The 13,719-nt window shown below is 69.6% G+C and carries 15 protein-coding genes; 8 read left to right on the top strand and 7 right to left on the bottom strand.

The features are described 5' to 3' along the window. Together ACFHWU_RS27540 and ACFHWU_RS27535 are read right to left on the bottom strand one after the other, a co-directional pair. Positions 1 to 317: hypothetical protein (locus ACFHWU_RS27540; RefSeq protein WP_416592087.1), on the bottom strand; the 317-nt coding region annotated here is incomplete at its 3' end. Between the two features lie 129 nt (positions 318 to 446). Beyond that, a complete protein-coding gene (locus tag ACFHWU_RS27535; RefSeq protein ID WP_416592086.1) occupies positions 447 to 1,124 on the bottom strand; it encodes an HNH endonuclease family protein in 678 nt (225 codons plus the stop codon). A 235-nt stretch (positions 1,125 to 1,359) separates the two neighbouring features. On the opposite strand from ACFHWU_RS27535, the gene ACFHWU_RS27530 reads away from it, so the two are divergent. Then, positions 1,360 to 2,187 carry a DUF72 domain-containing protein gene (locus ACFHWU_RS27530; protein WP_416592084.1) on the top strand — a complete coding sequence of 276 codons (828 nt, stop codon included), beginning with the start codon at positions 1,360 to 1,362 and terminating at the stop codon, positions 2,185 to 2,187. Positions 2,188 to 2,258: 71 nt separating this feature from the next. Here ACFHWU_RS27530 and ACFHWU_RS27525 read toward each other — a convergent pair whose 3' ends face one another. Next, positions 2,259 to 2,672 carry a phosphotransferase gene (locus ACFHWU_RS27525; protein WP_416592083.1) on the bottom strand — a complete coding sequence of 138 codons (414 nt, stop codon included), beginning with the start codon at positions 2,670 to 2,672 and terminating at the stop codon, positions 2,259 to 2,261. Between the two features lie 61 nt (positions 2,673 to 2,733). On the opposite strand from ACFHWU_RS27525, the gene ACFHWU_RS27520 reads away from it, so the two are divergent. Next, positions 2,734 to 2,862, top strand: a complete 129-nt coding sequence (locus tag ACFHWU_RS27520) for a hypothetical protein (protein ID WP_416592082.1) — start codon at positions 2,734 to 2,736, stop codon at positions 2,860 to 2,862. A gap of 97 nt (positions 2,863 to 2,959) precedes the next feature. On the opposite strand, the gene ACFHWU_RS27515 is transcribed toward ACFHWU_RS27520, so the two are convergent. Next, positions 2,960 to 3,544 (bottom strand): hypothetical protein, encoded by a 585-nt coding sequence (locus tag ACFHWU_RS27515; protein ID WP_416592088.1) that lies wholly within the window; start codon positions 3,542 to 3,544, stop codon positions 2,960 to 2,962. A 99-nt stretch (positions 3,545 to 3,643) separates the two neighbouring features. Here ACFHWU_RS27515 and ACFHWU_RS27510 point away from each other — a divergent pair, with 99 nt between their 5' ends. Continuing rightward, positions 3,644 to 3,805, top strand: coding sequence for a hypothetical protein (locus tag ACFHWU_RS27510; protein ID WP_416592081.1), 162 nt, complete (start codon positions 3,644 to 3,646; stop codon positions 3,803 to 3,805). Positions 3,806 to 4,040: 235 nt separating this feature from the next. On the opposite strand, the gene ACFHWU_RS27505 is transcribed toward ACFHWU_RS27510, so the two are convergent. Both ACFHWU_RS27505 and ACFHWU_RS27500 read right to left on the bottom strand, forming a co-directional pair. Then, on the bottom strand, positions 4,041 to 4,841 hold the full coding sequence (locus tag ACFHWU_RS27505; RefSeq protein WP_416592080.1) for an NPP1 family protein: 801 nt from the start codon (positions 4,839 to 4,841) through the stop codon (positions 4,041 to 4,043). A gap of 103 nt (positions 4,842 to 4,944) precedes the next feature. Beyond that, on the bottom strand, positions 4,945 to 5,244 hold the full coding sequence (locus ACFHWU_RS27500; protein ID WP_416552357.1) for a SelT/SelW/SelH family protein: 300 nt from the start codon (positions 5,242 to 5,244) through the stop codon (positions 4,945 to 4,947). Positions 5,245 to 5,368: 124 nt separating this feature from the next. On the opposite strand from ACFHWU_RS27500, the gene ACFHWU_RS27495 reads away from it, so the two are divergent. Then, positions 5,369 to 6,004 (top strand): helix-turn-helix domain-containing protein, encoded by a 636-nt coding sequence (locus ACFHWU_RS27495; protein ID WP_416592079.1) that lies wholly within the window; start codon positions 5,369 to 5,371, stop codon positions 6,002 to 6,004. Positions 6,005 to 6,418: 414 nt separating this feature from the next. Continuing rightward, complete coding sequence (locus tag ACFHWU_RS27490; protein WP_416592078.1) at positions 6,419 to 6,724, top strand: hypothetical protein; 306 nt, start codon at positions 6,419 to 6,421, stop codon at positions 6,722 to 6,724. Positions 6,725 to 6,967: 243 nt separating this feature from the next. Here ACFHWU_RS27490 and ACFHWU_RS27485 read toward each other — a convergent pair whose 3' ends face one another. Beyond that, positions 6,968 to 10,279 carry an SNF2-related protein gene (locus ACFHWU_RS27485; RefSeq protein ID WP_416552354.1) on the bottom strand — a complete coding sequence of 1,104 codons (3,312 nt, stop codon included), beginning with the start codon at positions 10,277 to 10,279 and terminating at the stop codon, positions 6,968 to 6,970. Between the two features lie 47 nt (positions 10,280 to 10,326). On the opposite strand from ACFHWU_RS27485, the gene ACFHWU_RS27480 reads away from it, so the two are divergent. The 3 genes from ACFHWU_RS27480 to ACFHWU_RS27470 all read left to right on the top strand — a co-directional run bounded on the left by ACFHWU_RS27480 (position 10,327) and on the right by ACFHWU_RS27470 (position 12,720). Further along, on the top strand, positions 10,327 to 10,830 hold the full coding sequence (locus tag ACFHWU_RS27480; protein WP_416592077.1) for an SRPBCC domain-containing protein: 504 nt from the start codon (positions 10,327 to 10,329) through the stop codon (positions 10,828 to 10,830). Positions 10,831 to 11,170: 340 nt separating this feature from the next. Beyond that, entirely contained in the window at positions 11,171 to 11,671 is a 501-nt protein-coding gene (locus tag ACFHWU_RS27475) for a SigE family RNA polymerase sigma factor (RefSeq protein ID WP_416552352.1), read from the top strand. Between the two features lie 83 nt (positions 11,672 to 11,754). Further along, positions 11,755 to 12,720 carry a hypothetical protein gene (locus ACFHWU_RS27470; protein ID WP_416592076.1) on the top strand — a complete coding sequence of 322 codons (966 nt, stop codon included), beginning with the start codon at positions 11,755 to 11,757 and terminating at the stop codon, positions 12,718 to 12,720. Positions 12,721 to 13,719: the final 999 nt, after the last annotated feature.

Raw genomic sequence — 13,719 nt, 5'->3', positions numbered from 1 at the left:
TCCCAGCGCGGGCCTACACCCCCGGCCTGAAGGCCGGAGCACTGGCCCGCATTCCGGTAGCCGGCGGTGTCGGAGTGGCACAGCAGGTGCGACTCCAGCATCGACGCCTGATCGTCGATCAGCTCCCGGTCCGCGGTCAGCCCACTCGCGTCGCTGATCGGGGTGACCGGCCGGTCCAGATCCACCAGGACCAGCACCCGGCGCAGCTGGTGCAGCCAGCTGGTCGGCAGGCTGCGCAGGTGCGGCCGGGTCGACGGCACCGCCGCGACGTACTGCTCCTGCCACTTGACGCCCTCGGCGGCCAGCGCGGCGCTCAACTGGTCGAGGGCGGCGCGGCTACGCGCCGCCCTCTCGTCGTCGATGCCGGACAGTGCCGTTGTGATCCGACCGTTACCGCTAGACTCATGCGGGGCAGGGTAGCCGGATTGCCCGACAGACCGGTCAGGTCAGCAGGTGGCCAGCATGCCGGACAGGGCGGACTTCTCCGCGCTGTCCACTGTCATGTCGTAGTACCACTTCACCTGGATCCAGGCCCGGGCGTAGGTGCAACGAAACGAGACGAGTGGCGGCTGCCAGTCGGCCGGGTCCTTGTCGCCCTTGGCCTGGTTGACGTTGTCGGTGACCGCCCACAGCTCCGGCCCGCCGAGGTCGTTTGCGTACGTCTGACGCCGAGCGGTGGACCAGGCCCAGGCACCGGAACGCCACGCCTCGGCGAGCGGCACCATGTGGTCGATGTCCACGTCCGACGCCTGCGTCCAGGTGGCCCCGTCGAACGGGCTGTACCAGGACCCGGAGGTCGGGTAGCAACTGCTGTTGACCACCACGTTGCTGCCGTCGCGCTTGAGCACCTGCTCCCGGGTGTTGCAGCTGCCGGTGATGGTGATCCAGTGCGGGAACAGCGACCGGTTGTAGCTGGACTGGTGCGACTCGGCGGCCACGGTCAGCGAGTTCAGCCGGCTGAGCGCCGTGCTGTACGACGGGATGTTGGGCGGCGCGGCCTGGGCGGGGACGGCGGTCAGGGTGAGCGAGACGATGACGGCGATCGTCGCGGCGACGGCGGCGCTGACGGCGCGACGGACGCCGATGGTGGGGCGGACGCTGACTGTGGCGGTACGGCGGGCCATGGGTGCTCCTGGCGTCGCTGCCCACCGCGGCCGGGTCGGGCGCTCCGGCCTGGGGGTACGGCGGGCAGGTCGACACCGGGAATCTAAGCCCCTCAATCACCTTGATCGAGATAGGTCGATGAATACGGCGTTAAGTCCAGCGCTCCAACCGGGTGGCTCTATCGTTGTCGCCGTGCCGAACACCGACACCGCTTCCCCGTCGCCGGCAGTACCCCGACTGCACGTTGGCTGTGCAATGTGGACGCACAAGTCCTGGCAGAGGCGACTGATCGCGCACCCGCTACCGCCGGCCGAACGGCTGCGCCACTACGCCGCCTGGTGCACCGCGGTCGAAGGCAACACCACCTTCTACGCCACCCCGACCCGGGAGACCGCCGCCACCTGGGCGGCGCAGACCGACCCCGACTTCCGCTTCGTGCTCAAACTGCCGAAGACCGTCACCCACGAACACCGGCTCACCGACGCCGACGAGCCGTTGCACGCCTTCCTCGATGCGATCGCACCGCTCGGACCGCGTACCCATGCGATCTGGGCCCAACTGCCGGCGTCGTTCGGCCCCGACGACGTACCCACCCTGGCCCGCTTCCTGCGCCAACTCCCCCGCGACCACCGGTACGCCGTCGAAGTCCGCCACCCGGCGTTCTTCACCGACCCGGCCGCGACCCGGCTACTCGAAGGGGTACTGACGGACGTTGACGCCGAGTGGGTTCCGTTCGACACCACGACGTTCTTCGCCGCCGAGCCGACCAGCGACGCCGAACGCGACGCCTGGGTCAAGAAGCCCCGCGCCCCGCTGCGCACCCGGGCACTGACCGACCTGCCGATCGTGCGCTACCTCGGCCGCGACGACGTGGAGCAGACCGTCGCCGGCTGGCGGCGCTGGGTCGAAGCATCGGTGGCCTGGCTGCGGCAGGGCCGCTCGCCGACGGTGTTCATCCACACCCCGGACAACGCCGACGCGCCGGCTCTGGCCCGCCGCTTCCACGACGAGGTACGGTCCGCGCTGCCGCAGCTCGACCCGTTGCCCGAGCCGATCCCGGCGCAGCCGCTGACCCTGTTCTGACCGGCACGGGCCGGACTGCCGGCCGCCACCTTGCCCTGACCGGGCTGCCGGCCGCCACGGTCGGACCCGGCTCACGCCCCGTCGGCCAGAATCCGGGCCAGGGTCCGGCGACCCATCCGGCTCATCGCCGGGAAGCTGTCCAGGTAGTACCAGACCGCGCCCATCGACTGCTCGAACGCCCACGCCTTGCCGCGCTGCCAGTCCAGCTCGGTGCAGATCAGTCGCTCACGCAGCACCGAGCGTGGCCGCTCGTCGAGCAGATGCCAGGCGGCCACCAGCTCCAGCGCCGGATCGGCGGGCCGTAGACCACCTACGTCCAGCACCCCGGCCAGCCGACCGGCGCGGACCAGGACGTTGCCGGGGATCAGGTCGCCGTGCACCATCGCGTCCGGTGTCTCGCGCGGCAGCTCCCGCAACCGTCCCCACAGCCGGCGCAGCGCCGGCACGTCCAGCAGATGTTCGCTGCGGTCGAAGCAGGTCCGCATCCAGGCGTCATGCCGGCACAGCTCACCGCCCCGGCCGCCGCCACTGAACGGCCGACCGCCGGTGCCGGTCGCCGACCGGGTCGGGATGTGGCTGCTGGGCCGCGACATCCGCCGCCGCATCGCCGGCTACGCGGCCGGTCGCACCGACCCGGAGGTGCTCGCCGCCGCCCGCCGGTCACTGTCCGGCTGATCGGTGGTCGCCACCACTGTCGACCAGCGACTCAGGCAACGGGCGAGGGCCGGACCCCGTACCCGGGGTCCGGCCCTCGCGCTGAGCTTGCTTCGGGTCAGCTGTTCCAGTGCTGGGCGACCAGCTCGGCGGCCTGGGTCTCCCACTGGGCGTAGTGGTCCGGGTACGCCGACACCTGCACCGCCTGCGCGGCCTCGGTCAACGCCATGTCCTGCCAGCCGTCGACGGCCTTGAGCCCGTTGAGGAACGCGGTGGTGGAGTACTCCACGTCGGTGATCTGCTCGACGGTGCCCCAGCCCGACGACGGACGCTGCTGGAACAGGCCCTGCGAGTCGTGGTCGTTGCGGTCACCGAGGTGGCCGAGGTTCTCCAGCTTCGACTCCTGCAGGGCGGTGGCGATGGCGACCACGGCGGCCCGCTCGTCCATGCCGGCCTTCTTGGTGGCGGCGATGATGCCCTTGACGTTGTCGGTCTGCTCGCCGGACAGGGTGATCCGGGACTGCTCACCCTGCACACCGTGCGGGGTCAGCGTGCCGGCGTCCACGCCGCTGCCGGCGGCGGCCACGGGTGCGGCCAGGGCGGTGGGGGCGTGCTCGGCGGCCAGGGCGGGCGCGGCGACCGCGCCGCCGGCCAGGGTCAGCCCGGCGATACCGAGGGCGGTGTTACGCAGGCTGGTACGCAGGGTACGGGTGATGATCGTGGTCATGGGGGGTCCACCTTCCGTTTGCCGAGGGGGCACACCCGTCACGGACGGGCGGGTGCGCGGTAAACGGTCATCCGGGTGGTACGGGGGTCAGACGCGGTGGCGCGGGGGGCGCTGCCGCGCGCCGTGACCATGTACAACCACGCCGACCCGTCGACGATTCCCGACCGGGCCCACCCGCCGGGCCGCCCGGCCGGTGCTCAACGGCTACGGGCCTGGGCCTGGTGGCCGACGGCCTGAGCCGGGCTGCCGCGGGCCGGAGTGCGTGGCGCGACCATGCACAACGACCCCGCCCGCCGGATCATTCCGCCCCGGCCTGAGCCTCAGGAACCGCGCACCGTTCGGCGCGCAGCGTCACCTCGATGAGCCCACTGGCGACGCGGCGGGAGAGACCGGGTCGCACCAGAGCCGTCGGGCAGCCGGCTGAGGAGTGGTGTTGGCCTAGGCTCTGGTTGGCCAGTGGACACATCATGGGTCAAGCCCACGGGTCGAAGGGGATATCTGCCGGTTTTGAGCGGTTGAGCAGGTTACGGAACCGGTCGTCCTGATCGGTGATCTTGATGCTGGCGGAGCCGAAGTCGGCCGTCATCAACCGGTCCCGCAGCGCCGTGCTGGGCCAGCCGTTCCAGTCGACGACCGGCGGAAACCGCCAGGTGCCATAGTGGTTCTCCGGCGGGTCGTCGTTGCTGCTCGCCAGCCGGAAGTTGTGCGAGCCGAAGGCACCTTCCTTGTGGTAAACGACCTTCGGGTGCGTGCCGTCGAAACGCACCGAGGACCGCGGATAGGTTTGCACCTCACCGTGCACCGTACGGGACACGTAGTCGACCCGGTCCGACGCCTGGTGCACCCAGGAGACGACGTGCTCCCAGTCGTGCCGGTGACCGCAGCAGCCCGGCAGAACCTGGTCCTTCTCAAAGTAACTCGCGTACACGATGGCGCACCAGCCGTTGTTGCACTTCGACCTGGCGTACGTCTGAGTCCGGTCGAGATCGGACTGGTCACGGCAGTTGCCGTTGACCGCACCGCTGGTGTTCAGTCCGCCGTTGAGGGTGCCGTCGGGGGCGATCGCCGCGACCGGGTAGCACCCGTCGCCGTCGTAGTCGTAGGCCGGGGAGAACATCAGCTCATAGCCGCCGGCGGACTGGGGCAGGTTGGGCAGGTTCGCGGCCCGCGCGGCCGTGGCTGAAGCGACGACCAGCACAGTGGACAGCGCTGCGGCCGCGATCCAGTTCCGGCTGCGGGTCGGCGTACGGTTCGGGCTGGCGGATCGACGCAAGGCGGCCTCCCTGGGTGACCGAAGTGACCAGCTTATTGTGGTCAACGTCGATATCCAAGGAGTTGACTACCGGTGGCCGTACGGTGCACAGCCGAGCAGTGGATCAGAGCCCGTGCGGCAGGGCCCGGTCGGTGTGGCCGAGGCTGAGATCGGGCGCGATACGGTCCCGTACCAGTCTTTTCAGCTCGGGGATCCCCGGGAAGCCACTTTCCCCCCGCGACCAGATCGTCTCGCCGTCCAGCCGGACCTCGAACACGCCGCCGGTGCCCGGCACCAGCGCCACCTCACCGAGCCGCAGCGCGAATGTGGTGAGCAGCTCCTGAGCCGTCCACGCGGCGCGCAGCATCCAGCGGCACTGCGTGCAGTACTCGATCTCCAACCGTGGCTGTTTGGTGTTGGTCACCAACCGAGTATGCCTGCGCCGGGCACCGGGTCGACAAGGCCACTGCCCGGCATGTCCGGCACGGCACCGTCGACTAGGCCACCGTACCGGCAAACGCCTTTGCCGGTACGGCAAGCTGGGTGGCATGGACGACGACCTCGACCATGCCCTCGACTCGGTCGGCCCCCGGCTGCGGGCGCTGCGCAAACAGCGCGAGACGACCCTCGCGGAGCTGTCGGCCGCCACCGGCATCTCGGTGAGCACCCTGTCCCGGCTGGAATCCGGCGCTCGCCGGCCCACCCTGGAACTGCTGCTGCCCCTCGCCCGCGCCCACGGGGTCAGCCTGGACGAACTGGTCGACGCGCCACCGACCGGCGACCCGCGCATCCACCTGCGGCCGGTCAGCCGCTTCGGGATGACCGTCCTTCCGCTCAGCCAGCGGGCCGGCGGCATCCAGGCGTACAAGCTGATCATCCCAGCACTCAGCCCACGCCGCGAGCCTGAGCTGAAAACCCACGAAGGCTACGAATGGCTGTACGTCCTCGACGGGCGACTGCGTGTCCTGCTCGGTGAGCACGATCTGATCCTCTCCCCCGGCGAGGCGGCGGAGTTCGACACCAGGGTGCCCCACTGGTTCGGCGCTGTCGGTGATGAGCCGGTCGAGTTCCTCAGCCTCTTCGGCCAACAGGGCGAACGCGCCCACCTGCGCGCCCGCCCCCGGGAGCGAGCGCGGGATCGGGATCGGGCCGGGGAACGAGCCAGGGAGGGTGGCAGGCCCTGAACCGTGTATGTGTCTGGGCCGCGCTCGGCTCCGTCTGCGTCGCCGTCGGTCTGTCGACCGCGATGGCCGCGCCGCACCTGACCCTGTTCCTCGACGACGCGGTCCGGGCCAGCGCCGGACAGATCGCGCTGTGCCTGGTCGCCGCCCCGGTCTCGGCGGTGGTGACCGCCACCGTGGTCGGCCGGGTGTTATCCAGTGCGCTCACCTCGGTCGTACGGGACTTCCCGGTCTTTCTGCTCATCACGGTCACCTTGACCGCGTCGGCGCAGGTGATGGTCCCGCAGATGTTCGCCTACGCCCGGGAGGCGCTGGCCGGGTCCGCGCGAATAGCGATGGCGATGAGCACCTTCCGTACGCCGTTCTCCGTCGCCTGGGTGGCCAACCCGCCGCTGGCGTCGCTGCTGCTCACCGCCGGTGGATTCCGGCTCACCTACGCCGCCGTCCGCCCTGGTGTACGCCGTCGCCGGCGGCGTCGTCCTGCTCGCCTTGCGGCACCGTCGTCACCCGGACCTCGGTGCGGCGCGGGACACCGACCGGTACGGGACGGACGCCTCCCGCCGGATGATCTGGTTGAGCGTCGCCGCGTTCGGCCCGCGCGGGTTCCGGGAGACCCGTGGCCCGGTCGCCGAGGTGCGGGCCAGCGATCAGGCCCGGGATCCGGGCAGCGGCCGCCGGATGTGGGCGGCGGCGGCCCGGCTCACCGGCGTCACGTACCTCTGACCGCCGCAGGAGATCACCATTGGGCCGATCCGTCGATGGGCGCAAGGTCGACCTCGGCCAACCGTCGGGCTCGACACTGCCGGGTCACCACCACAGTGGCCGGTCGAGGCAGACGAGGTCACCGCCGCCACCCCACAGGTGCACGAACGCTACGTCGACGTCCGCGACCGGGCGCTGCCGCTGCTCACCTGAGGCCGGCCGCCGCGTACGCCGACCCGATCCGGTCCCCGGTGCCAGATCGGCTCAGTCAAGGTCGAGCAGGTCTTTGATGTCGGCGGCGGACAGCTGCGCGGAGGCGAACTCGCCCCCGTCGAGCACACTGCTGAACAGCTCGGCCTTGCGCTGCTTCAACGCCATGACCTTCTCCTCGATGGTGTCCTTGGCGACCATCCGGTAGACCATGACGTTCGACGTCTGGCCGATCCGGTGGACGCGGTCGACGGCCTGGGCCTCGGTCGCCGGGTTCCACCACGGGTCGAGCAGGATGCAGTAGTCGGCCTCGGTCAGGTTGAGACCGAAGCCGCCCGCCTTGAGGCTGATCAGGAAGACGTCGGCGTCGCCGCGTTTGAACTCGGCGATCACGGCGGCCCGGTTGGTCGTCGACCCGTCGAGGTAGCCGCACCGGACGCCGGCGGCGACGAGCCGGTCACGCGCCGCGCCGAGAAAGCGCGTGAACTGACTGAACACCAGCGTACGGTGGCCTTCGGCGACCAGGTTGGTGATCTGGTCGGCCAGCACGTCCAGTTTGGTCGATGGGACACCCTGGTGTCTCGGGTCGACCAGGGCGACGTCGAGGCTGGCCTGGCGCAGCAACGTCAACGACCGGAAGATCTCGAACCGGTTCTTCTCCAGGTCCCCGAGCAGGCCGAGGACCTTCTGCCGTTCCCGTTGCAGATAGGCCTGGTAAATCCGGCGATGCTTACGGTCGAGGTCGAGCTCCAATACCTGTTCCTGCTTTTCCGGCAGGTCGGCGGCGACGTCGGCCTTGCGACGACGCAACATCAGCGGCCGGATGCGGCGGCGCAGCTGGGCGAGCCGGTCACCGTCGCGGTCCTTCTCGATCGGCGTACGATAGTAGTCGATGAACCGATCCAGCCGGGGAAACAACCCGGGGGCGGTGATCGAGCAGAGCGCCCAGAGTTCGAGCAGGTTGTTCTCCATCGGCGTACCGGTGATGGCCAGCTTGAACGGCGCAGTGAGCTGCTTGGCGCAGCGGTGGCTCTGCGACTGGTGGTTCTTGACGAACTGTGCCTCGTCGAGGATCAGCCCCGCCCAGTCGAGCGCCTGGTAGTCGTCGAACTCCAGCCGCAGCAGCGTGTACGAGGTGACGACGATGTCCGCCCCGGCGGCCGCCCCGGCGAGTTCCATGCCACGCCGTGCCGCGGTCTGGGTGACCGCCCGTACGGTCAGATCCGGGGTGAACCGCGCGGCCTCGGCGACCCAGTTGTGGATGACGCTGGCGGGGGCGACGACGAGGAACGGCACGTCGGCGTGGGCGTGCCGGATCAGGGCCAGCGCCTGCAGGGTCTTGCCGAGACCCATGTCATCGGCGAGGATGCCGCCGAGCTGGTGCTCCCGCAGGGCGGCGAGCCAGCGGAACCCGTCGAGCTGGTACGGGCGCAGCTCCGCCCGTACCTGCGGGGGCACCTGGTGGTCGACGGCGGCGCCGGCGGTGGCCAGCTCGCGGACCGCGCGCTGCCAGGCGGCGGCCTGGCCGGTAATCTCCCCCAGCTCAGCCAGTTCGGCCCAGAGACCGGCCTGGAAGCGGCCGACCCGCAGCAGGCCCGGTGGCCGGTCCTCCAGTGCCCGCGATTCGTCGATCAGCTCGCGGAGCTGGGCGAACTCGGGGCGGTCGAGGCTGAAGTACGTGCCGCTGGGCAGGATGAGGTACTGCCGGTCCTGGGCCAGCGCGGTGAACAGCTGATCGAAGACGACCTGTTCGCCGCCGACGCTGACCTGCACTGACAGGTCGAACCAGTCGTGTTCGCCGGGATGGTCGGTGCCGGCGAACCGGATGACCGGCGCCTCGTCCGCTTCCCGGTAGTCCGGTACGGGCTCCTCCGCCGACTCGACCACCTCGACGCCGTCGATGTCGGCGAGCCGGGGCAGGACCTCGCTGAGGAACCGGATCATGGCGTCGCCGCGGAGCGTGGTCAGGGCGACGAGTCGCGGGCCGTTCGGAGTCGACTCGATCGCCTCCGGGACCGCTTTGGCCGTCACCTCGGTGACCTGGCCGACGACGGCGTCACGTGAGTCGGCGTGCCCGCGTGAGTCGGCGTGCCCGCGCGGACCGGTGGCCCACAGCGGCTCGGTCTGCCGGTGCGCGCCGATCGCGCGGACCCACTGCCAGTGGATCGACAGCGCCTGTTCCGGCATCGGGGTCACGGCGAGGGTGAGCGTGGGCGGCGACACCGGTGGCAGGTGCACCGCCGGGCCGGCGGCGACGACCTCGACCTGTTTGAGCAGCTCCGGGTAGAACCGTTCGAAGAACCGCGCCTCGTCGGCAGCGGGGACGCGGATCGCGGGACCGGCCAGGGACTTCGCCGCCGCCGGGGAGACCGCGCCGGACAGCCGTGCCAGCCGCAGCACCCGGTCCCGGGGCTGCGGCTCGACGCCGCCGCGCTCGGCCCACCAGGCGATCCCGTGCGCCGGTCGGCCGACGAAGACGGAGAACTCGGCGGCTACGGGTACGCCGTCGGCCAGCAGCACCGGCTGCACGATCAACTCGTCGTCGGTGCGGTCGACCTGCACCGACAGTCGTGCCGGCTGCCGGCCGACGACCACCGGCCGGCCGTACTTGCCGGGTTGGACCAGCGGCAGCCCGGCGTCGTCGGCCTCGGCCAGCAGGTCCCAGATCCGCCGGCTCGCGAACGCCTCCAGGAAGATCGTCGTCGGGTGGCTGTAGTAGCCGTAGCGGTCGCTGTCCACCGTCGACAGCGTGAGGATCTCGCCGAGCAACTGGCGGTGCCGTTTGGATTCCGGCGATCTGCCGTGCCCGGCGTACTGCACGTTCGACCAGCTGATGCCGGAGCGGACCCAGCCGTTCTGGCCGGGTAGGACCGGACGCAGTGCGACGCGGCCGGCGAGCGCGCCGACGCCGGCCGCGGCCGGTTTGACCAGCTCGAACTGCAGGCCGACGGTGGCCTGGGGCGGCGCGGCGGTGACGACCGGGGCGACGTCGGAGACCAGCGCCGACAGGCTCTTCTCCCAGTCCACTGTTGGCGCATCCGGCGCCCGCCGCTGCTGCGGGACCGTCGGCGACGCTCCGACGACGGCCCGCAGCACCAGCGCGTACGGGTGGCCGCAGGCCCTCTCGCCGCAGGAGCAGGCCCCGTCGACGGTGGCGACGAGCCCGTCGGGGTCGGTGGTGACCGCGGCCGTCACGGTGCCGCCGCGCCTAGGGTCCAGTCGGCCCTGGGCGTGCCCGGTCGTCGCATCCCACCGGGCGTCGGTCAGTTCGCCGTCCGCGAGTTGGGCACGGGCGCGCAGGAACGCCCGTACGCCGACGATCTCACACAACGCCGCCTCTTCGACGGTAAGTTCCAGCTTCGCCACTGTTCGTCGTCTCCCGATCAGGCCGCGTCGCGACGTAGGTTAGCCGGGTGTCAGCGCAACGATCGAACGCCCGTCCCAGTGACGCATCGTCGACCCGTACCGATTCGGCAGCCCGGGTGGTCGCCGCCCCGGTCGCGCGCGTCTACGCCGCTCTGGTCGACCCGGACACGCTCGCCGCGTGGCTGCCGCCGCAGGGGATGACCGGCCGGTTCGAGCGGTTCGACGCCCGGCCCGGCGGCGGGTACCGGCTGGTCCTGACCTACGCCGACGCGACGACCGCGCCGGGCAAGGCCACCGCCGACACCGACATCGTCGAGTCCCGCTTCGTCGACCTCGTCCCCGGCGTACGGGTCGTGCAGGCCGTCGACTTCGTCGCCGACGATCCCGCGTACGCCGGCACGATGACCATGACCTGGGAGGTGTCGGCGGTCGACGGCGGCACCCGGGTGGGCATCCGCGCCGACGACGTACCGGCCGGCATCAGCGCGGCGGACCACGCCGCCGGCCTCGCCTCCTCGCTGGCGAACCTCGCCACGTACGTCGAGCGGTAGCCTGCGCCGGCTCCGCTGCGGCTGTTCCGTACTGCACTGAGCGACGCACAGGTCGACCAAGCCGGTTGCTGGCCGCCGGGTGGCCCTGTTGGGCGTCTGGTAGCCCGAGGGTCCTAACGGCCGCGCTGCCCGCATGTCCTTCGAGTGCCCCGCCTAGCCCAACTGGTCGCCGATCGTAATAGCTATGACCGAAAGATGACATATAAGATAATAACCTTCACATATCAACACTCATCAGTATATTCGACTACCTGAGCAGTTCAGGGACGCCTTAGGCGTACACGCACAGCCGGGCCCCTTGCGCTGCATAGCCGCGATCATCGGGGAGGCGGGGCTGTCGATGGCACACGACGCAGATGAGGTGGAGTTCGAGCGATTTGTCCGTTTGATACGACATTGGCTACGAAAGGAGGCTTACGACATCTGCGGCGACTGGCACGAAGCGGAGGACCTTGTCCAGATAGCGCTGTTCAAGATGTATCAACACTGGAACCGGTTGGACCGGCGGACAGCGCTCGGCGCCTACGCTCGCCGTATCGTGGTCCGCAACTTCCTCACAGAACGCCGTCGGCCGCGCTGGCGACACGAGAGCGCAACGACGTCGATCACGACAACGGATATCGCGCTGGCACCCACACCGCACACCGCCGTCGACGACCGCGTATACCTGTCACCCGCGCTGCGACGACTGGGGCCGCGTCAACGCGCAGTCCTGGCGCTGCGTTTCTTCCACGACCTCAGCGTCACACAGACGGCACACGCGCTCGGGTGCGCGACGGGAACGGTGACCAGCCAGACGGTGCGGGCCCTCGCGGCGTTGCGGAGAGATCTCCAAACCTGACCGCAACCCATGCAGCATCCGTCGGGCACCGGTACGTGTACGCATCGACACCCATCGAGAGTTGCACGGGAAGGAATCAGTCGATGAGGTTACGTCGCACACTTGCAATCGTCACCGCAAGCCTGCTGGCCGGTGCCGCGCTCACCGCGAACACGTCCGCCCCAGCCAACGCCACCCCGACGGGAACGGCTCTGTCTTCCTGGAACCCCGCACTGATCTCGTCAGAGATGATTTACGATGGTTCCGTCGTCCGGCAACGATTCGAGGACGGCATAACCGTCGTCGCGCCTGCCGAATCCCGGGTGATTTTCAAAGGCCAGGTGCCCACCGGGGAAGCCGGCGTGACTGGCGAGGCACGCGTGATCAACCAGGAGGTCCGGGTCATCCTGCCAGAATCCGGTGAACCGACGATGGCCGACGCGCAGAAATACGCCGAAGCCGGACGCAGCGTCTACGCGGACGCCGTCGCGGCGGGCTTCAGTGCCGCCGAGGCTCAGCAGATCTCCAACAAGCTACGTGCGCGAATGCTCGAAAACCCGCCGATCTGGTCGTCGGGGTGCGTCTACAGCGACGACGTCGACCCGGACCCCGACTACAACTGGGACGGCTGCTTCTCGCGGTACGTCACGGAGGACTCCGACCCCAACAACTTCTACTCGACGGAATCCACCCTGGCCAGCGGATGGGGCACCGGCGTACTCGGTGGCGGCAAGGAGCTGAGTTCGGGCTACACGCGGAGCTTCTACAACCTCTTTGAAGGCGAGCTCGTCGAGTGGTCCCCGCCGGGCAGCCTGACCGGCAACAACTGCAACACCTTCACAATCAGCCTGACTCAGATCGTCGGGCTGGAGTTCGGCGTCCCTCTGTGTGATGACAGGTGGGCGGTGACGAAGAACCAGTGGAGCCATACCTCCGACTGGCAGGGCGGCAGCGCCGGCGGCTCCAGTGACACGCGGTACGCGGCCAACGCCACCACCCTGCGCGTGCCGAACGGCCTCAGCGGCGTCTACGTATACCAGATCGGCTGGTCATACCGCTGCTTCTGCTGACCGACGAGAGCGAGGGGGTGGGACCGCCATTTGCCCCACCCCCTCTGGCTGTCCCTGCGTCGGGACATACGAGTAGCCGTCGAAGATGGGAGAATGCCGACATGACGCGGCTACACACGCTATCGCCGAGCCGACAGTTCAGCGCCCGAGCCGCCGTTGCTGCGCTGACCGTCGCAGCCACCATCGGTTTGGCATCATGCGCGCAGCGGCACTCCGACCCGGTTGCACCAGCCAACGCCGCCAGCGTCCAAGAGGAGTGGCTACGTAAGTACCCACCAGTTACTGAGAAGCCGGCCCAGCTCGACCAGCAGGGCCGGGAGTGGACGACCCTCGCCTGGCTGTCCACCAACGACTCGCTATGTGTAGCCAGCATCAGAACCAGCCGGCCGACCGGCGACCTTGTCTCTTGCATGCCGGCGCCCGCTGCCCTTCTCGTCCCAGGGCCGCCGACACTGCCGTCCAAACCCCTGCCCCACCTAGGCCCGGTCAATCCCGACGATCCGGAACTACGACTTTTTGTCGGAACGGTCAGAGGACCTGCCGCGACTGTCGATGTCACTGTGTTTGGTACGACCGCAACCGCACCGGTTGTCGCCTTCTCGACAGCTGACCAGCGTCACGTCGGCGTGTACGCAGTCTGGCTACCAACCGCCGGTCAGGGCGGTTTCCATTGGCCCGATATCACTTCCGTCATCGCCCGTAGCGCGACAGGAGACATCACCGCCCGGCTAAGCTGAACGGCCGCGCTGACTCGACCGGCAATCGGCGGCAGCCCTCACACCCCTACCAGCTGCTCAGAACGTCGATCCCCGTGCGGACGATCACGCCGATCATTTCGATGCTGGTGTCCGCGATCGCTCCGACCGCGAGGGTCGCCATCCATCCTCACCGTCGGCTTCCCTGCAGCACCGCTCATACTTTGACATCCTCGCCGCCCTAAACGGCGGCGATTCCAGCCACGCCGCGCGTGACACGCGCGGCGTTCTGGTGGGTTACCGT

The sequence above is a fragment of the Micromonospora sp. LOL_015 genome, assembly GCF_048060275.1.
Taxonomy (GTDB): domain Bacteria; phylum Actinomycetota; class Actinomycetes; order Mycobacteriales; family Micromonosporaceae; genus Micromonospora_E.
This window is presented reverse-complemented; position numbering and strand designations above follow the sequence as displayed.

Coding starts and splice junctions, on each gene's coding strand:
- ACFHWU_RS27535 (WP_416592086.1), bottom strand. CDS start 1,124: ATGGCCCGCCGTACCGCCACAGTCAGCGTCCGCCCCACCATCGGCGTC.
- ACFHWU_RS27530 (WP_416592084.1), top strand. CDS start 1,360: ATGTGGACGCACAAGTCCTGGCAGAGGCGACTGATCGCGCACCCGCTA.
- ACFHWU_RS27525 (WP_416592083.1), bottom strand. CDS start 2,672: ATGCGGACCTGCTTCGACCGCAGCGAACATCTGCTGGACGTGCCGGCG.
- ACFHWU_RS27495 (WP_416592079.1), top strand. CDS start 5,369: ATGGACGACGACCTCGACCATGCCCTCGACTCGGTCGGCCCCCGGCTG.
- ACFHWU_RS27475 (WP_416552352.1), top strand. CDS start 11,171: ATGGCACACGACGCAGATGAGGTGGAGTTCGAGCGATTTGTCCGTTTG.
- ACFHWU_RS27470 (WP_416592076.1), top strand. CDS start 11,755: ATGAGGTTACGTCGCACACTTGCAATCGTCACCGCAAGCCTGCTGGCC.